The sequence below is a fragment of the Flavobacterium xueshanense genome (assembly GCF_900112975.1).
Taxonomy (GTDB): domain Bacteria; phylum Bacteroidota; class Bacteroidia; order Flavobacteriales; family Flavobacteriaceae; genus Flavobacterium; species Flavobacterium xueshanense.
Map to the genome: position 1 here is coordinate 106,749 of NZ_FONQ01000010.1, position 19,052 is coordinate 125,800.

The following is a 19,052-nucleotide window of genomic DNA, read 5'->3' on the forward strand; positions in this document are numbered from 1 at the left end:
CAAATAAACACTTTGGTCATGAAAAAACTATTTTTATATCCGCTTTTGTTTGGTGTTTTTTTGTTAAATGTAGCCGGAACCTGTTGTGCTGATGATCCTGAAGTAGTGTCTATTGCAAAAAATAATCTGATAAAAGTAAATAGTATACTAAGTGAAGGCACTTGGAAAGTGAGCTATTTTCTTGATAAAAACAGTAATCTGACGAGTGAATATTCAGGATATAATTTCGCTTTTGGAACGAATGAAATTTTAACTTCTAACAATGCTGCCAATACGTTTTCTGGGAAGTGGTCTGTTGTAAAATCAAACGGTATTGATAATAATCCGAATAATGATTTGGATTTTGTTATTTCATTTTCAAGTCCTGAAACATTAATGAAGTTATCGGAGCATTGGGATGTTACTGAAATTGAAGAAACTAAGGTTCGGCTGAAAAGTAAATCGGACAATGTGGATGGAATCAATTATTTGACTTTCAAAAAAAAATAAATTTATGGTGTTTCACGATTTCGTAAAACTTTAAAAACAGTCTCAAAAAAGGCTGTTTTTTTTATAATATTATGAATACAACTTCAAAATCAAATGCTTAAATTTGCATTTCAAAATAAATCAATACTATGTTCGATAATTTAAGCGATAAACTAGATAAAGCCTTTCATATACTTAAAGGTCACGGAAAAATCACCGAAGTAAATGTAGCCGAAACACTGAAAGAAGTGCGTAGAGCTTTACTTGACGCTGATGTTAACTTTAAGATTGCGAAAGATTTTACCACTAAAGTAAAAGAAAAAGCGATAGGTCAGGATGTATTGACGACACTTCAACCAGGACAATTATTGGTGAAGTTGGTAAAAGATGAATTGACAGAATTAATGGGTGGTGATGTTGCCGGAATTAATCTTTCGGGAAATCCATCGGTTATTTTGATGGCAGGATTGCAAGGATCAGGGAAAACTACTTTCTCAGGAAAATTGGCCAATTATCTTTTAACAAAGAAAAATAAAAAACCTTTATTAGTAGCGTGTGATATTTACCGTCCTGCGGCAATTCAACAATTATATGTTGTTGGAGATTCAATAGGAGTTGAGGTTTATTCAGAGCCAGAAAATAAAAACCCTGTTGAAATTGCTCAAAATGCAATCAAACATGCGAAAGCGAACGGATTCACTGTAGTGATTGTCGATACAGCTGGTCGTTTAGCAGTCGATGAGGAAATGATGAACGAAATAGAACGCGTTCATAAAGCCATCCAGCCGCAAGAAACATTATTTGTTGTGGATGCAATGACAGGTCAAGATGCTGTAAATACAGCAAAAGCCTTCAATGAAAGATTAAATTTTGATGGGGTTATCTTAACCAAATTAGATGGAGATACTCGTGGTGGAGCTGCAATTTCGATTAAATCGGTTGTTAATAAACCCATTAAATTTGTAGGTACAGGGGAAAAGATGGACGCGATTGATGTGTTCTATCCAATTCGTATGGCCGAAAGGATTTTGGGAATGGGAGACGTTGTGACTTTGGTAGAAAGAGCTCAGGAGCAATTTGACGAAGAAGAAGCAAGAAAAATCCAAAAGAAAATTGCCAAAAACGAATTCGGTTTTGATGATTTCCTTTCTCAAATTCAACAGGTAAAAAAAATGGGTAATATGAAAGATTTGGTTGGAATGATACCAGGTGCATCAAAAGCCATGAAAGATGTTGAGATAGAAGATGATGCTTTTAAACATATTGAAGCGATTATTCATTCGATGACGCCAATTGAAAGAAGCAAGCCGGCTTTGATTGATGTAAAAAGGAAAGCCAGAATTGCTAAAGGTTCCGGAACTAAAATCGAACAAGTGAATCAGTTGATGAAGCAGTTTGACCAAATGAGCAAGATGATGAAAATGATGCAGGGACCAGGAGGAAAAAACCTGATGAAAATGATGGGCGGCATGAAAGGCGGAATGCCAGGAATGAAATAAAAATGAGTCAAAAGTCGAAAGTCTTAAAGTTGTAATGATTTTAAGACTTTCGGCTTTAATACATAAAACTAAATAACAATGCAACTACTAGACGGAAAAAAAACAGCGGAAGATATTAAGAGTGAAATCGCGGCAGAAGTACAAAAAATGAAAGACAATGGGGAGAAAGTTCCTCATTTAGCAGCGCTGATTGTTGGAAATGATGGCGCGAGTTTAACCTATGTGGGCAGTAAAGTAAAAGCTTGCGAAAGAGTAGGTTTTGAATCTACTTTAGTGAAAATGCCAAGTACAACTACTGAAGTTGAATTGCTAAAAAAGATTAAGGAATTGAATGAGAATGATGCTATTGATGGATTTATTGTTCAGTTGCCGCTTCCCGAGCAAATTGATGAGCAAAAAGTGTTAATGGCGGTTGATCCCAGTAAAGATGTGGATGGATTTCATCCTGAAAATTTTGGAAAAATGGCGTTAGACATGACTACTTTTATTCCTGCAACTCCTTTCGGAATTTTAGAATTACTAGAAAGATACGGAGTAGAAACTAAAGGAAAACATACTGTAGTAATTGGTCGTAGTCATATAGTTGGAAGACCAATGAGTATTTTGATGGGAAGAAAAGGATTTCCTGGAAATTCAACGGTAACTCTAACACACAGCTACACTAAAAATATTGAAGAAATAACCATTCAGGCGGATATCATCATTACGGCTCTTGGCGTTCCTAATTACCTAAAAGCGAATATGGTGAAAGAAGGAGTTGTTGTTATTGATGTGGGTATTACTCGTGTTCCTGATGAAACCAATGAAAAAGGATATGTAATCACCGGTGATGTTGATTTTGAACAAGTAAGTAAAAAATCATCGTTTATTACTCCAGTTCCGGGTGGAGTTGGACCAATGACCATTGCAATGTTGTTGAAAAATACACTTTTGGCAAGAGAAATGAAAAGAAATAAATAAAGAGAAAATAGTTTTGATTAAAAGCCTTAAACATACGTATAAGGCTTTTTTTATCTTAAAAAAACGCTTAAATTTTTGATGGTTGATGCTACAACGGAATTTAAAGAATACTTTTGCAACACTTAAAAAAAGACCTTAAAATGGACGATTATTATTCGGAAATATTAAATTAATATAGCTCTTTAACTGTTTTCAAGACGCTGTAAATAAACCTACAGAATTTTGAAATGAGAGCTTTTTACAAAAATAATAACGGATTAATTGCAATTCCTGAATGGATTCCTAACTGTTGGATAAATATTGAATGCCCTACCGAAGCAGAAAATAAATATTTACTCGAAGACTTACTAATTCCTGAAGCATTTTATAATGATATTGAAGATATTGACGAAAGACCAAGGATAGAAATTGAAAACGGTTGGACTTTAATTATCATGCGAATTCCTGTAAAGAGCAACGATGTGAAGTTGCCTTTTCATACAATTCCTGTCGGGATTGTTTTTAAAGAAGAAGTTTGCATCACCATCAGTTTCCATCAAACGGAAATGCTTACTGACTTTGTAACCTACACCAAACGCAAAAATATCAACATAAAAGGTAACTTCGATTTAGTGCTGAAGTTATTGCTGTCGTCCAGTGTTTGGTTTTTGAAATACTTAAAGCAAGTCAATCAAAAAATAAAATTAGCCGAGGACAATTTAGAAAAGTCGATAAAGACTGAAGAATTACAAGCGTTGCTTCAAATAGAAAAATGTTTGGTATTCTTCATGACATCGTTGAAGGGGAATGATATTTTGTTGCATCGAATTAAGAATATAAAATCCCAAAAGGAGCATTTTGATTTGGATCTGCTGGAAGATGTGGAAATTGAATTGCGTCAGGCGCAAGAAACTACTAATATTTACAGCGACATCTTAACGGGGACTATGGATGCTTATGCTTCTGTGATTTCTAATAATATGAATACGATTATGAAACAGATGACTTCGATTTCGATAATTTTGATGATTCCAACATTGATTGCAAGTTTATACGGAATGAACGTTCCCAATGATTTACAAGATAATCGCTATGGAATCTAGATTGTCATTTCGGGATCCGTTTTATTATCTGCTTTTGGTGTGTTTTTGTTCAAAAGAAAAAGATGGTTTTGATTTTTTGATTAACATTTATGATCTTATTTTTTTCATTTTTGATTGAATAGTTTCTTAATATAAAGCTTTAGACAAAAAGAGTTCGGACTGCATCCGACTATTTCCCTTCTCTTGAAATTTCAATGTATTGTCCATCTCATTTCTTTTGTATAAAATAATCTCTGCGCCTTTCATAATTGCAATTTAGCGCAGATAAAAATGTAGGCTCTGCCCCTTTATTTACAGCGATATTGTAATCCGTGATTGTATTTCCCCAATTCACAAAACTACAAAAAAGAATCGTTCCCTAAAAATACCAAACCATTTGATTGAACTTTTAACTAATCAAAAATAGTTTTTCTTCCCCTCCTTCAAAAGGGTCGCGGGAGAGAGAGATTCTCTATTTCAACTTTTTTATCAATTTAGCTTCATCGGAAAATTTTCGTATTTCAATTTTTGGAGAACCCAGCAGTTGGATTTCTGATTTATCAGCCGCATCAATAATCACAGCTGTTTCAGTAAATAGACTGCAGTTGGAATAACTTTCGGTCGTTACTTCCGCATTTTTTGTAGTGAACTTGTTTCCAGTAAATGAGGCATTGTTGTCCAGTCGAATGATAGTATTTATAGCGTTTCCTTCAAGAGTAGTACCTGATTTTTGGTACATATCCACTTTCAAATCGGTAGTGTTAACTAAGGCTTTCAGCGATGCATTTTTACTTAATTCGATTATAGTATTTTCTGATTTTAAATTGAGTTCTATTTTTGATTTATCGTCTGCCTGAAGTAAGAAATCCGTGGTGTTAACATTCAAAAATAATTTGGAAACATCATGAGCATTTAAAGTAATGGTTTTCAATAAAAGTTCTTGTATCGCATTGACGGTCGATTCATCTTTTGAAGTAATCAGATTCAAATCATTGGTATACGTCACTCGGACTATCATTTTTTTATAATTTGTGGCTTGCTTTGTAGTATAAACACGCAATATATTATCACTTAAATCTAAAGAAATAATATCATGTAAGTTTTCATCGGCCTCGATTTTTAATTCTGTTTTTTCCCCTCTTTCCAGATGGACTTCGAGATTGTCTTCGACTATTAATGCTTCAAAATTACCAACTTGTCTTTGTTCCACAGTCACCGTTTTTGATCCTTTTATTTTTTCCTTATTTTGTGCCAATGTCAATGTGGTTGATAAAAGGAGCAGTAGTATAGCCGTATATTTTTGCATAGTCATTTGGATTAGAGTCTACACAAATATAAAAAAATCATCCGCTTGTGATGGATGATTTTTTGATTTTAGTAAAATGATTTTTTTTATGGACAACTTCTTTCTTAGCGCATTTTCTTTATGCCTTGGTAAACAAGAATTCCTGACCCTCCATTTTTAAGGTAAATTCTGTTTTATTCTCTTTAAACTGAATTTCAATCCCGCCTTCCTGATCAGCACCAAACTTATCTTTACCAATAGAGTCAAAATGAATTGATGTTTCGCCTTCTGGAGTTACTACAAGCATTCCATTATCTTCGCTAAAAGCTAATTTTACTGAAATCTGTTTACTTACAAAATCACCCAAATATTCATCTAAAATCACTGCTTTTTCCAACTCACTTTTCTCTGAAATCCAAACGTTATTTGAAGGATTGATATCAGGTAAAGCGTGATCTGGATCTATAGTAATCGATTCAATCTCTTCCGTCGAAGCATTTTTAAATGCCCAATTCGTATTGCGTTGCCAGATTTCAACAGGGAGTTGCACACGACTAATAGCTCCGCTTTTGGTTTTAATTTCTAACACCATAGGCATAGCCATTTTTTCCAAATTTTCTATATAAATAAGTGCTCCTAATTTCGGGTCATTTTTTAAATATTTGATTTTTGTAATCCCTTGATCTAAACTCCAATTGTTTACAAACCATGATCTCCAAAACCAGTTTAAATCTTCTCCGGAAACATTCTCCATAGTTCTGAAAAAATCATCTGGCGTTGGATGTTTAAAAGCCCAACGTTCGGTATAAACTCTAAAGGCTTTATCGAAACGTTCTTTGCCTAGCACCTGCTCACGCAACATAACTAATCCTGAGGACGGTTTTTCGTAAGCGAGTAATCCCATATTATGTTCTTTCATCCCGTCTGGAGCGGTCATAATAGGTTCTAATTTCGGATTGGTTAACATATCTGCCATTCTTTGCATATCTGAAGGTCGTCTGGGTTTATATTCTCCCTTATTGAAATCTTCGGCACTCAATGAGTTGATAAAAGTATTAAATCCTTCGTCCATCCAGGCAAATAAACGTTCGTTAGAGCCCACAATCATGGGGAACCATCCATGTCCAAATTCATGATCCGTAACTCTCCATAACTCTTTGCCTTTTGATTGCCAATCACAAAACACAATTGCGGGATATTCCATTCCGCCTTCATTTCCTGCTACATTAGTTGCTGCGGGATAAGGATATTCAAACCATCGTTTAGAATAATTTTCAACGGATGATTTTGTATATTCTGTCGCACGGCTCCAAGCATCTTGACCAGCGCTTTCAACAGGATATGCTGAAATGGCTAACGATTTTTTACCACTTGGCAAATTGATTTTTGCGGCATCAATAATAAATGCTGCCGAAGATGCCCAGGAAACATCGCGAGCATTTTTTATTTTAAAATGCCAATTCAAAGTAGATTCTCCAATAGGTCTTGAAGCAATATTTTTCACTTCTTCTGCAGAACGAATTGTAACTGTTTTGTCGCTTTGGGAAGCTGTTGTCCAACGTTTTTGCTGTTCAGCAGTGTATACTTCAGATGGATTCATTAATTCACCAGAGCTTACTACGATATGATTTGCAGGAGCAGTTATGGTTACATCAAAGTCACCAAATTCCAGATAAAACTCTCCAGCGCCTAAATAAGGTAAGGTATTCCAACCTTTTATATCGTCATAAACACACATTCTTGGGTACCATTGAGCCATTGTAAATACTTTGCCGTTTTTGGTTTCTAAAACCCCCATTCGGTCTGATCCGAAATCTGGTGAAATAAATGAAAAGTCAATTTTAAGTTTAATACTTCCTCCATTTGGATTCAAATCCTGAGGAAGAAAAACTTGCATTCGTGTATCGATTATTTCAAATTTAGCTTCCGTTTCGACAGTCTTTCCATTTTTCCCAGAAACTATTTTGATCGATTTTATTTTGTGACCGCCGTCAAAAACTTGTCCTTTATCTCCGTTGCGACTTCCAGTGATAGGAATTACGGTTTCTCCGCGAGAATTGTTTTTAAATAAATTCTGATCGACATTCATCCATAAAAAAGAAATTTTATCAGGACTGTTGTTAGTGTAGGTTAAAATTTCCGAGCCAATAACTTCGTTGTTTTTGTCATTTAATGTGGCTGATAATTTATAATCGGCTTTGTTTTGCCAGTACTTTGCACCGGGCTGTCCGCTGGCTGAGCGGGAATCGGTACCGTTTTTGGTGTAAAAATTAGGACCAAAAGTATCATGATAATTGTACTTTGATACGGCCGTGTTCGGTAGGGCGGTAACTGGATTCTGTTGCGCCTGTAGCGTCGTAACTCCAAAAAATAATGCGGCATAGGATGCAGCCTTCAAGAGATTGTTTTTCATGATTTAATTGATTTTGATTGATGATTGGTAAAAATGCTGTATTGTTTTTTTAGGAATTGACATTAATTTATAAAATGCCCGCTTGTCTTAAACTTTACTATAAATAAAGAGTTGACTAGGTCTTTTTGATCAATCAAAGGCGAAAAAAAACACCCATGATTGGTGGATGTTTATTTTTAAAATTTGAATATTTTTTTATTGTCGGCTAATACTGCCTCCAGAACTAGTATTCTTCTGAATTGATTTTGGTTGTATATCGTAATTAATATCCCCTCCGCTGGATGCCTTTGCAGTTAAGCGGACTATAGGATGAACACTTATGGAAGCTCCACTGGAAACTTCGGCACTGACTTCATTTGCAAATAATTTATCAGCGTTGATTTCGCTACCACTTGATGCGGTCGTTTTCATCTGTAGCGCTTTCCCATTAATCGTAATGGTACTTCCGCTACTGGTGTCACAAGTAATATTGTCAGATTCAATATTAACATCAATAGTTGCTCCACTGGAAGTATTCAACCTTATATTTTCGCCTTTTAGCGTATTCTTACTCGTGATTGTTGCACTACTTGTGGCCTCTAGCTCATCAATAATTGGCATTTTTACAGTAACTTTTTTAGATCCTATATTGGCAAAAGAATTTTTATCAAAAGAAATTATAAGAATTCCATTTTCAACTTTGGTAGTAATGTGTTTTTGTAAATTATCATCTGCCTCAACCATTATTTCAGTTACATCTGATTGCTCAATAATGACATCTATGTTATTGTTGACTTCTATGCTTTTGAAATTACCGTCAACAATGCGCTTCTCCGTGGTTATGTTTCCACTTCCTTCTATTGAATTCAAATTAACGGAGTGGTTGCATGAAGCAAATAACAAAGCTGTTAAGACAACCAGAATGAATTTTGTAATTAATGTGATGATTTTTAACATGACTAATTCGTTTTAATGATGATACCGTCTTTATTTATTTTCAATCCTTTATTGTTATTGTTTGATTTTATAGTGTCATTTTCTATTGAAACTCCGTCGTTATTAATGGTAACTGACGTTTCATTACTGTCGTTTTCATTGTCGTTATATTCATTTTCATCTGCAGGACAATTTAAACATTTTATTTGAGAATTTTCAACTTTGTAAACGTAATTGTCTGAACTGTAGTGTAAGTTGAAATATTCATCATCAGATCTATCATAATTTTGTATTGAAGCATCTGGTTTTAATAGTGTTCCTTCTGGTAAATATAATGTTATTTCTATTTCTTGATCTCTGTATTTATTTTTTAAATCAGTAAGTAAATAGTTGTCTAAAATCAGTTGATTACCAATTATTTTATAACCGTATTTAATTTGTTCGGCTCTTTGTTTTGCTTCTGATAAGGATTTTCCACTTGCCTCTTTTTCAATCTGAAGGTAAGGCAGTTTTTCGTCTGTTTTTTCGATTTTAAAACTTACTTCATTCGAATAAATAATATCAGTTCCGGTAGAATCTTGTGTTACCATGAAATCATTACGGTCTTCCACATTTTTAGCAAAATAATCATTGTGTTTGAATTTTATGTAAAGCGTATCATTTGGATTCAAATTGATAGTTTCTTTCTTAACCACTCGTCCATCAACTGCAAACGCACTGGCTTGTTTTATTCCAATTGATATTGCTAATGCCACTGCGATTAACCAAAGAGCCAGCAAGGTGTATTTAGCAATGTTTCCTATTGATTTCATATTAGGGGCTAAAAGTTTGAACCCTAATAACGCAAGAAAAAAGAACGGGATTCCAGCGGCAAAGAACATTAAAAGTCCAAAAGCCCATATTGGATAATCTGTAAAATTCCCTGCCTCTATAAAACCTTGCCATGGGAAATCAATAAATGCACCTGAACCTAGGGTAAAAATTCCAATTAAAAGAAAAAATAATACAGTTACTCCTCCAAGTATTAATAGTACTCCTAAGAACTTTGCAAAAATCTTGAAAACAGTCATGATAAAGTCTCCAAAAGAGCTTCCTATTTTTCCGGCACTCGTCTTTATTTGATTGCCATATTTGTCATAATCGACATTTTTTATTTTATCAGAAACATTTTCAAATTCCTCACGCACTTTTTTTTCAATGTTGGAAATCGTAACTGGTTCCCCTGTCATTTCCAGTTTCTCTGTAGTAGTAAGAGCTTCTGGAGTTACAATCCAAAGAATAATATACGCCAGGATTCCAGTTCCAAATCCCGCAAAAACTAATAAAATAAGTACGATTCTGATCCAAACGGCGTCAATACCAAAATAATGTCCCAATCCTGAAGCAACTCCGCCAATCATCCCTTTTTCTCTGTCACGGTATAATTTTTTTGTAGCTCTCGTTGCGGTGCTGTTATAGGAATTTGTTCCTTTCAATTCATCTTCAATAATGTAATCTTCCGGTTGACCCATAACGGCAATCACTTCGTCTACATCTTTCAAACCAATAACATATTTATCCGTTTTTTGCTTTTCGTTCAATAATTCCGAAACACGCATTTCAATATCTTTGATAATTTCATCGTGTCCGGATGAATTGGATAAAGAATGTTTTATAGCGTCAAAATAGCGTGTCATTTTTTGGTATGCATCTTCATCGATGTGAAAGAACATTCCGCCTAGGTTTATATTTACAGTTTTGTTCATGACTATTGTTTTTGGTTGGTTATTAGGTTTACGGCATCGGATAATTCAGTCCAAGTACCATTCAATTCGTTTAAAAAAGTTTGTCCAATTTCTGTCAGACCGTAATATTTTCTTGGCGGTCCTGATGTGGATTCTTCCCAACGGTAGTTGAGCAATCCATCGTTTTTTAGTCGTGTCAATAGCGGATATATGGTTCCTTCCACAACTAATAATTTTGCATTTTTCAAAGTGTCCAATATTTCCGATGTGTAGGCATCTTTTTCTTTTAAAACAGATAGGATGCAAAACTCGAGAACACCTTTTCGCATTTGAGCTTTTGTGTTTTCAATGTTCATAATTTCTTTTTTTTGATTTTGTGTTGATTAAACGGTTCATTTTTTGATTGCTTTGCCAGTTCGCCTTTCTGGCTCGGATGATGATTTGTCATTGTGAGGAACGAAGTAATCTCCTATTGCCTGATACTCTTTTTATTTTTTGGAGCTAATTCCTGCTTTCCATTTCAATCTTTTATATTTTTAAAGAAAAAATATAAAAGAATTTCCATTGTAATCAGGGCTAGTTCGTTCGCTTTATGTATTACGTCTATTCTCTTTTAATCTGATTGCTTCCTTATTTAATGAACGGAATCGTAATTGGATACGAGTATTTTTCTCCATTTGATGTTTTGATCGAGGCATAAATAATCAAGAAGAATTCAGCCACTTTCAAAAGTCCGAAAATCAAAACGCAAATTAATCCAACCGTTAATAGTGCAATGTTGTCTTCAAGGTTGAAATTGGAAAGTGTAATGTCATTGTGATGTACCAATGATTCAAAAGAAACATTTCTGAAAGCTGAAATAAGAAACGAAGGAATTGCAATCATAATCAGCACTAAGGAGTAAAGCAATAAACTCAATTGAAAATTCAGGACTTGTTTTCCGTGATGATCCACAAATTCAGATTCCTCTTTTTTGGTACTCCAAAGAATTATTGGAAAAATATAATTTCCAAAAGGAATGAAATATTGAGTTAGTAAACTCAAATGTGTAAATGTTGCGATGTTTTTTTCAGTGGTTGATTCCATTTTTTTTGATTTTGATGATGATTAAAACTTTCGGCGTAATTACTAAATACGCTACCTAGTAATTTCTTATACAAATATATATCTAAAAGACAGTATCTTGTTTCGCATAGTACCAAATATTAACATAAAATTAACAAATTAATTTTATATGTATGCATACTATTTTTTTGTATTTTAGCAAAAAAACCAGTGATAATGAACCCGCCAGGATTTAAAATCCTAATAATAATAAGCAATGACGAAATCATATTTCTTTAAAAAATAAACAGTAACTACTTATGAAACTTACAGCATCAAAACTTAATAAATTTCTATTGTTCAAATTACCGTCGGCATTTATTTGTGGTGTGCGTGTAAAAACCATTGATGAGAACCAATGTGTAGTGTCTGTAAAACACCAGTGGATCAACCAAAATCCATTTAACTCGATGTATTTTGCAGTACAAGCCATGGCGGCTGAACTTTCTACAGGAGCTTTGGTTATGTTTCAAATTCAAAAAAGCGGCAGGAAAATCTCAATGTTAGTGGCCAATAATAAAGGAAATTTTACTAAAAAAGCGACTGGCAGAATAACTTTTACCTGTAATGACGGGCATTTGATAGAAGAAGCAATTCAAGAAACCATAGCCACTGGAGAAGGACAAACTTTCTGGATGAAATCCATAGGAACCGATGAAAAAGGAATTCAGGTATCCGAAATGGATTTTGAATGGAGTGTAAGGGTAAAATAAAAGCTCGATTCCCTCACGAAATATACCAATAAAAAACGCCTCTAAATTTTAGAGGCGTTTTCTGTTAGATAAAATAAGAATCTTTTAGATTAGCATTTTTTTCCACTTGCTTTAGCCATTGTGGCATCACATTTTTTCCCTTCAGCTTTGCATTTTGTTTTGCATTTTTCAAGTTCTGCTGCAGTCATATCTTTTGACTTAGAGTCTTTTTTTGCACAACAGGATTCTTTTTTCGCTTGATCTTTAGCCACAGCTTTAACTTCCTGTGCATTACCATTTAGGGTAAGGAATGCTATTGCTACAAATGTTACTATTTTTTTCATTATTTAAATTTTAAAATCGGTTTCTTTTATACTTTGGACATCTATCCAAAATTCCATTTCAAATATAAATAATAATTCAAATTATTCGATTCAATTTATATTAATATTTACTTAATTGTATTTGATTTTTTCGTAGAAAAAAACGAATTATTTAATAATTATCTTTTTACTGAGAACTCCTGTTGACGTTTTAAGTAGTGCAATGTACACCCCTGAACTTATTTTTTTGATAGGAAGCTGGATGTTTTCCTGAACTTGATTTTCAATCTCCCAATTAACAACAGCCTGTCCAAGCATATTGAATAAAGTAACTTCTTGAACTGTTGTATCCAGTAATTTATTATTGATTACGAGCGTATTTTTGTCTTGTGAATGCAAAACTATAATATCATTTGTACTACTGATTTCTTCATTTGTACCAAGGGTTTTATCTTTAAAACGCAATGAAAATCGGTTGTGGAATTCCCCTGTTGGAATATTAATTTCAAAAGTTTTATTCCTGATGTTATGGTACATTTTTGTTTCGTCATCATACACAAAAATAGGTTGGTTGGTTTCAAAATTTTCTACATCGTCAATCATGAATTTTATAATCCCTTCGCGATCAGTTTTTACCCCAATAGGGAAGGAGGATTCCATATCAAAATAGCCTTCTCCCTGAATTACCAGTTGATCGGCTCCGTTTAAAAAATACATATCGTTCGGGAAATCATCCAGAAGATATCCGTCATAACCGTAATCAATTGCGCTGGTTGCTTTCTCTTGCATGAACGCTAATAATACTTGACGATGGAAATTATTAGTAGAATTGAATCCCAAACGAATTCTTTTTGACGTGTCTTTTTGTATTGGATCATTGGTATTTGTATCCCATGCGTTTTCAGCTTTGGCTTTAGCTTTAATTTTAAAAAGGGTGTTGGAAGTGGAGTCAATTTCCCTCTGAAACGCCCGTTGTCCATTATTAAAAATTACAGTTCCGCCACCGCCTGTTTTTCCATAGACAAAAAATCCTTGTCCTACTGGAATATGTTGCTTTGGAATTTTATTACTCAACCCAACACCACTGATCAAATCTGGCACTACTGGTGGTAAACCTCCTGACAAATTGAGTACAGCGTAGCCACCTAAATAATCTTTTAATACATGTGTATTATTATTGGAGGAATGTTCCCAGAAATAAATGGTTCCGTCTAAACCAACGTCTTGTACTCGGTCTACTGAATTCAGATTGTCGTTTATAAAAGCGTACGCATTTAGGGCGGATGGATAAGGATTTCCGGTCAGCAACAATTGTTCGGCACTTACGGTGTTGGTCAATATCGTTCCATTATTCGGTTTTCCTACAAAGGTATAATTTTGTGTTCCCGAGGCCGCTCCGCTTCCTTTTAAGGTGAACCCTTGACCTACCCGTAATGGACTTGTTTCATTTATTTGAATCCAATTTGCGTAAGCACTGGCATTATTATCAAATTTATAAAGCCAATAACGCGCCAAGCTAACTGGATTTGTTGGTGCTCCGTTGTATCCACTAACCCAAGTAATACTTGCTGGGGTTGCAGGATTAGTCCCATCTCTAAATACCCCATTTACGGTATAATTAGTATTGTTGGCTACAGTATTGATAGGACTTACAGGGGAACTCCAATAATTATAATTGTACAAATTGGACTGTCCTTGCTGGTCTCTTTCGATAAAACCTGTACTGGCCACGTCTAAATCACTCTCCGTTGTTTGTATCAATTGTGACATCCCTGTTAAATCGATTGTTCCGTCTAACTTTAGATACCAGTCATTTTGTATTTTGGTATTGTTATTCATCACAATTTTTTTTCCGGTATCTACGAGCATTCCTAAATCAATGTTGTTAGCCGTTTCGGTAATGTTATGTTCTACTTTGACAATAGACCAATCGTTTTCCATGATATCATTTCCTCTGATTTCTTTGGTCGGGCTATTTACCGCTAAAGCAAAAGTTCCGGTTCTTTCTGTTATGAAAGGCATAGGAGCTTGCTGGAGATAAATATTTTTATGATTGTAGATTTTTGTTCCATTGATATCAATTGCCGGGGTTGATAGATCGTCAATAATATCATCTTTATAATTATCCATTCTGTAATATCGGAGCAGGTTAGCAAAAGGCAATGAAGCAGGAGTAGAGGCAATGTTTTTAGGTATCATCGTTCCTTTAATTTGTGAACCATTGTCCTCAATTTCCTGATATACCATCCTTTGTAAATGTGAATCCGTCAGCGCAATATTGAATACACGTACTTCATCTATTTTTCCTTTAAAATATTTTGTGTTTGCGATTGGATTTTTTCCTAAAGTGAGCAATGATGCATCAGCAGCGATACTTCCGGACGCGGCTTGGGTTGCCACCAAAGCGCCATTAAGATATAGTTTCAAATTATTTCCGTCATAAACCGTGGCTACATTGTACCATTGGGAAACATTCAGCGCTGTAGCAAAAGTCGCTGTCGTTCCATTAACTATTGCTTCCAGTTTTTTGGCAGCAGTAATGCGAATTTGAAATTTATCCTGACCCACAATAACACCATCTGTTGAAAAAGCGGAATTCAAATTGATCCATGCCATTAAGGAAGCATTGGTTAAACCACCAAGAATAGACGTACTTTGTCCGTAATCGTTTCGACCATCAAAATCAAGAAATAATTTGGTATGCAAATCCCTTGGAGAACCAAAATAAGTAGTATTGGTATCAAAAGCATCCATAATTCCGTCTTTATCGATATCAGTAGTACCGTCAACAATACCGTTATTGTTACTGTCCAGAATTTTGTAATCATAGATTAACAACGAATTTGCTATATCAAATATAAGTCCGTTAGATTTTACATCAATATAATTCGGAATTCCATCGCCATCAGTATCCAAAAGATAATTCAGAAAAGGAGCAACAGTACTTCCCTGTCCAAAATTCCCGTATTGATTGACTCCGGTACCGTAATCGTAAATGTCTAATATTCCGTCGCCAAAAAGTTCCGAAGTTCCGTTGCCATCAGTGTCTTTGCTCCTAAAAGTTTCCGTGTCTAATCCATCTCCGGTTCCGTCTCCGTTGATATCCCCATCACCATTGACAAAGCTTGTAGCTGCACCACTATTTCCTGCACCGGATTCATCCAAATCAAAAATACTATCATTATCACTGTCTAAATCCAAATAATTTGGAATGCCGTCTCCATCCGAATCCAATGCAGCTAATGCCGCGATTGATTCGGCATTGTCATGCAATCCATTTCCGTTTGAATCGGCCCAAGCCACAGCAATCTTACCTTTACCATCGCTTAAATTTCCTAAACCCACTTCAATAATGTCTTCAATTCCATCATTATCGGCATCCAAATCAAACATATCTGCAACGCCATCATTGTCTAAATCACACAAGGTTTGTGAGATAAGTATATCATCCAAAGCGAGGTCATTACCGCCACCCCCGGGCGCATTGTTTTTGAATCGGATGATAAAAGCATTGATGTTTCCCAGATTAACGCTAGTAGTGAATTGTTGCCAGACTCCTTGAGCACAGCTATTGTCTAAAGTATTAGAGGAACATCTTCCAATGTCTCCAGTATTGAACGAAGCCAGCGGATTATTGGACAAATCAAAAAATTCAACGGTTATATTGGGCAAAATTGAATTAGGGTAGGTAGATGATGCCATGATGTTTAATGCCCAAAAACTGTAGGTTATAGGCAGATTAGACAATATGCCTGTAATTGTAGTTTCATAAAATACGCCTGGTTCAAAACTAGCATTGAATACTGCCATTCTTCCATTGATATCACCTGTGGTGTGATCTTCTCCGTTATACCAAGCTAAATCGCCATGAATATTTTCAGGATCGCTCGCTACTGTTCCCGTGATTTTGGAAACCACTGTGTATTCTCCATCATCTAATATTTTGCTTGTTTGAAAAGCACATGTTGCAGTATTAGAACCAACTATTCCATCTTCATAACAATAGGTTGTTGTTGCATTATAGGCTGCAGTAAAGTCTGAAGTTCTACCGCCTGTACCAAAGGTTTCATTTAGAAACTTATAATCTACTTTACGTCCCTTTGAACTATTGCAATTTATTTCCTCGGTGGCATCCAGAATACCGTCATTATCATCATCGATGTCAAAATTGTCATAAACGCCATCTCCATCGCTATCAAAAAAGGTTTGGATTCCCACTCCTTTTATGGAAAAATTATATGGATTTTCATCAGAGTCATTGTTTATAATTGAAATTGTGGCAGTTTTTGTTCCTATAGTTTCAGGGTCAAAAGTAACAGAAAATATAGAACTTGCTCCTGCGGCAATTGAAGCACTAGGGCTTGCGGTAAGTGTAAAATTAGCAGCGTTAGTTCCAGAAATAGTTATGGAACCAATGGATAAAGCAACATTTCCCGTATTTTGGATGGTGTATTTTTTTGTGATAGTTCCCGTACTGGTTTCCATTGATCCATAATCTGTCCAATCTGTAGGACTTGGAGTTATATCATCGTCTGTTATAGTTATAGTATTTCCAAGAATGTTTATTTCTTGAGGCGCCACCCAAGTTATAACTATTTTTCCATCAGCTCCAGAACCGCCTGTCCTGTTACCATTTGATGTGCGAAATGCACCACCTCCGCCACCTCCTGGAGTAGTTCCGGGTAATCCATTATTATTGGTATTTGTGCCTGAGCCGCCATCTCCCCCATTAACAGGAGCTGTTGCTCCGGTTTGATTTGTAGTAGTATTACCATTAGATGCTGTCCCCGCTGATGAACCACCGCCTCCGCTGTATGTTCCACTACTACCTGTTGCACCGCTACCGCCATTAAAGCTTATGTCTCCAATACAACCTGAAGTTAAGCCTCCAATTGCTCCAGTTATTGTATTATCTGCTACACTATTACCCCCTTTTGCTCGAAGAAGAATAGTTGGGACAAGTGAAGAAAATGAAGAATCGCCACCAGATGTATTTGATGTACTTCCAGTACCTACTATATAAGTATATTGTTCTCCGGGTACGACGGTTACTATTTTTTTAGCATAAGCACCGCCGCCGCCGCCGCCGCTAACTCCATTTGATGTTCTTGTACCTCCACTTCCCCCGCCTCCCCAAGCTTCAACTTTTAAGCTGGTAACACCGGTGGGAACTGTAAAAGTTCCAGAGGTGCTGTAGGTTTGTGTTGTTTGGGAATAACCGTAAATTATAATGAAAAGCAAATTGATTGTAAAAAAAAGCTTTTTATTTGTTAGAGTAGTTTTCTTCATAATTTAATCACAGTATTTAATTAATTATGGTGTAATTTTTCGTTTTAAAATTTTAAGCGCCGTAACACAAACACTTTCGTAAACTAAATTTAAATTAATCACTTGAAATAATCGGTTTAAATACAGATAAAATCGATAAAAGACATAAATAATAAAAAAATGTAAGTTTATTTTTAGATTAATATTATAATCATTTACTGTTTTGTAATATTTAATTACAAAATGAAGCTGCCATTTTTCAGATGGTTTTTATTTCTAATTGGTGGTAATATTCCTTCTTTCGATTTGCTCGTATTAACACTACCTTTCACAAAAAAAAAGACTTCACGAATAAGAGAAGTCTTTTAAAAACAATGAAAGAATTCTGGAAACAGCAAAATAATTTTAAAAATGTTGCTTAACTAATACTGCGGGTTTTATTTGCATATGCACACCCATCGAATTACTAAAATGTCCTTATAGATTATCATTTGTTGATTTTTCTTTTTTTCTAATAAATCCTGTAGGTAATTTGAATCGGTGGAATTAATGTATATGTATATCCAGAATCGAATCAGCTATGGTTTTTCGTCAAATTCGAAATCACTTTAATACGATATATTTTGTTACCTTATATATAGGAGTGAAAAAAAAAGTACTGTTTATCTCTACATAAGATATTGGATAAAACCTTTTGCCAGGTTTGGATCTTTTGTTTTTTAATGATTGGGTACGTGCCTTATTTTTCGTTTTTATTCTAATAAAGATAATCAGAGTTACTTTTAATAAGCAAAGCGTTGTAATAAATAGGGGAAAAGGCAATAATTCGTGAATTCATCAAGATTTTATAAATAGGATCGGATAGTTAAAAGCTATCTGTTAGCAATGGAATAGGGGATTTTGACAAGAAAACGAGTTTATTGGGTGTTTGATTTTAGTTTTGTTTAAAAAACTTCTACCTTCAAAAAACGTGATATCAGCTAGTTAAAGATAAAGTTAAGAAAAGGTCAAAAAAAAGTGTTTAAAAAGCTTGTAAAAGCGAATAAAGGGTGTAGTTTTGCACCCGCAATGACGCAGACGTTCATTAAAATACTGGCAAGTAAAACGAATCAAAGAAGAAAATTTATTTTCTAAAAAAGATTCTGAAAAGCTTGTGAGATTAGAAAACGGATGTTACATTTGCACCCCGCAAAATAAGCAAAGTTCCTTGACAAATTGATAAGAAAAAGCGAAGAAAAAGAGATAAAATATTTCTCAAAAAAACTTCAAAATTTTCTTGCCAGTTGAAAAAAGAAGTTGTACTTTTGCACCCGCTTCGAGAAACACTTTAGCGAGTGTTG

General features: G+C 34.8%; 13 protein-coding genes. 5 read left to right on the forward strand and 8 right to left on the reverse strand.

Annotated features, from left to right (window positions below; translation table 11 throughout):
- Positions 1 to 18: 18 nt before the first annotated feature.
- The 4 genes from BMZ76_RS10710 to BMZ76_RS10725 all read left to right on the forward strand — a co-directional run bounded on the left by BMZ76_RS10710 (position 19) and on the right by BMZ76_RS10725 (position 4,009).
- Positions 19 to 489 carry a hypothetical protein gene (locus BMZ76_RS10710; protein ID WP_091205927.1) on the forward strand — a complete coding sequence of 157 codons (471 nt, stop codon included), beginning with the start codon at positions 19 to 21 and terminating at the stop codon, positions 487 to 489.
- Positions 490 to 617: 128 nt separating this feature from the next.
- Positions 618 to 1,967, forward strand: a complete 1,350-nt coding sequence (ffh, locus tag BMZ76_RS10715) for a signal recognition particle protein (protein WP_091205930.1) — start codon at positions 618 to 620, stop codon at positions 1,965 to 1,967.
- Between the two features lie 78 nt (positions 1,968 to 2,045).
- Positions 2,046 to 2,927: a bifunctional 5,10-methylenetetrahydrofolate dehydrogenase/5,10-methenyltetrahydrofolate cyclohydrolase gene (locus tag BMZ76_RS10720; protein ID WP_091205932.1), complete on the forward strand. Its 882-nt coding sequence runs from the start codon at positions 2,046 to 2,048 to the stop codon at positions 2,925 to 2,927.
- Positions 2,928 to 3,154: 227 nt separating this feature from the next.
- Positions 3,155 to 4,009 carry a magnesium transporter CorA family protein gene (locus tag BMZ76_RS10725; RefSeq protein WP_244281795.1) on the forward strand — a complete coding sequence of 285 codons (855 nt, stop codon included), beginning with the start codon at positions 3,155 to 3,157 and terminating at the stop codon, positions 4,007 to 4,009.
- 451 nt (positions 4,010 to 4,460) lie between these two features.
- Here the strand turns inward: BMZ76_RS10725 and BMZ76_RS10730 are convergent, their stop codons facing one another.
- From BMZ76_RS10730 to BMZ76_RS10755, 6 genes are all read right to left on the reverse strand, one after another.
- Positions 4,461 to 5,294 carry a GIN domain-containing protein gene (locus BMZ76_RS10730; RefSeq protein ID WP_091205994.1) on the reverse strand — a complete coding sequence of 278 codons (834 nt, stop codon included), beginning with the start codon at positions 5,292 to 5,294 and terminating at the stop codon, positions 4,461 to 4,463.
- Positions 5,295 to 5,412: 118 nt separating this feature from the next.
- Positions 5,413 to 7,686 (reverse strand): M1 family metallopeptidase, encoded by a 2,274-nt coding sequence (locus BMZ76_RS10735; protein WP_091205936.1) that lies wholly within the window; start codon positions 7,684 to 7,686, stop codon positions 5,413 to 5,415.
- Positions 7,687 to 7,881: 195 nt separating this feature from the next.
- Positions 7,882 to 8,622, reverse strand: a complete 741-nt coding sequence (locus BMZ76_RS10740) for a head GIN domain-containing protein (RefSeq protein ID WP_091205940.1) — start codon at positions 8,620 to 8,622, stop codon at positions 7,882 to 7,884.
- Positions 8,623 to 8,624: 2 nt separating this feature from the next.
- A complete protein-coding gene (locus BMZ76_RS10745) occupies positions 8,625 to 10,346 on the reverse strand; it encodes a PspC domain-containing protein (RefSeq protein ID WP_091205944.1) in 1,722 nt (573 codons plus the stop codon).
- A gap of 2 nt (positions 10,347 to 10,348) precedes the next feature.
- Complete coding sequence (locus BMZ76_RS10750) at positions 10,349 to 10,681, reverse strand: PadR family transcriptional regulator (RefSeq protein ID WP_091205948.1); 333 nt, start codon at positions 10,679 to 10,681, stop codon at positions 10,349 to 10,351.
- Positions 10,682 to 10,955: 274 nt separating this feature from the next.
- On the reverse strand, positions 10,956 to 11,411 hold the full coding sequence (locus tag BMZ76_RS10755; protein ID WP_091205951.1) for a DUF4870 domain-containing protein: 456 nt from the start codon (positions 11,409 to 11,411) through the stop codon (positions 10,956 to 10,958).
- A 278-nt stretch (positions 11,412 to 11,689) separates the two neighbouring features.
- Here BMZ76_RS10755 and BMZ76_RS10760 point away from each other — a divergent pair, with 278 nt between their 5' ends.
- A complete protein-coding gene (locus BMZ76_RS10760; RefSeq protein WP_091205954.1) occupies positions 11,690 to 12,142 on the forward strand; it encodes a DUF4442 domain-containing protein in 453 nt (150 codons plus the stop codon).
- Between the two features lie 89 nt (positions 12,143 to 12,231).
- Here BMZ76_RS10760 and BMZ76_RS10765 read toward each other — a convergent pair whose 3' ends face one another.
- Positions 12,232 to 12,465 carry a hypothetical protein gene (locus BMZ76_RS10765; protein WP_091205959.1) on the reverse strand — a complete coding sequence of 78 codons (234 nt, stop codon included), beginning with the start codon at positions 12,463 to 12,465 and terminating at the stop codon, positions 12,232 to 12,234.
- A gap of 147 nt (positions 12,466 to 12,612) precedes the next feature.
- Entirely contained in the window at positions 12,613 to 17,733 is a 5,121-nt protein-coding gene (locus tag BMZ76_RS10770) for a LamG-like jellyroll fold domain-containing protein (protein WP_091205963.1), read from the reverse strand.
- Positions 17,734 to 19,052 lie beyond the last annotated feature (1,319 nt).

Bases quoted from the DNA above. Each gene is read 5' to 3' on its own strand.
- BMZ76_RS10760 (WP_091205954.1), top strand. From the start codon at position 11,690: ATGAAACTTACAGCATCAAAACTTAATAAATTTCTATTGTTCAAATTA.
- ffh (WP_091205930.1), top strand. From the start codon at position 618: ATGTTCGATAATTTAAGCGATAAACTAGATAAAGCCTTTCATATACTT.
- BMZ76_RS10750 (WP_091205948.1), bottom strand. From the start codon at position 10,681: ATGAACATTGAAAACACAAAAGCTCAAATGCGAAAAGGTGTTCTCGAG.
- BMZ76_RS10735 (WP_091205936.1), bottom strand. From the start codon at position 7,686: ATGAAAAACAATCTCTTGAAGGCTGCATCCTATGCCGCATTATTTTTT.
- BMZ76_RS10725 (WP_244281795.1), top strand. From the start codon at position 3,155: ATGAGAGCTTTTTACAAAAATAATAACGGATTAATTGCAATTCCTGAA.
- BMZ76_RS10730 (WP_091205994.1), bottom strand. From the start codon at position 5,294: ATGCAAAAATATACGGCTATACTACTGCTCCTTTTATCAACCACATTG.
- BMZ76_RS10720 (WP_091205932.1), top strand. From the start codon at position 2,046: ATGCAACTACTAGACGGAAAAAAAACAGCGGAAGATATTAAGAGTGAA.
- BMZ76_RS10740 (WP_091205940.1), bottom strand. From the start codon at position 8,622: ATGTTAAAAATCATCACATTAATTACAAAATTCATTCTGGTTGTCTTA.
- BMZ76_RS10745 (WP_091205944.1), bottom strand. From the start codon at position 10,346: ATGAACAAAACTGTAAATATAAACCTAGGCGGAATGTTCTTTCACATC.
- BMZ76_RS10765 (WP_091205959.1), bottom strand. From the start codon at position 12,465: ATGAAAAAAATAGTAACATTTGTAGCAATAGCATTCCTTACCCTAAAT.
- BMZ76_RS10770 (WP_091205963.1), bottom strand. From the start codon at position 17,733: ATGAAGAAAACTACTCTAACAAATAAAAAGCTTTTTTTTACAATCAAT.
- BMZ76_RS10755 (WP_091205951.1), bottom strand. From the start codon at position 11,411: ATGGAATCAACCACTGAAAAAAACATCGCAACATTTACACATTTGAGT.
- BMZ76_RS10710 (WP_091205927.1), top strand. From the start codon at position 19: ATGAAAAAACTATTTTTATATCCGCTTTTGTTTGGTGTTTTTTTGTTA.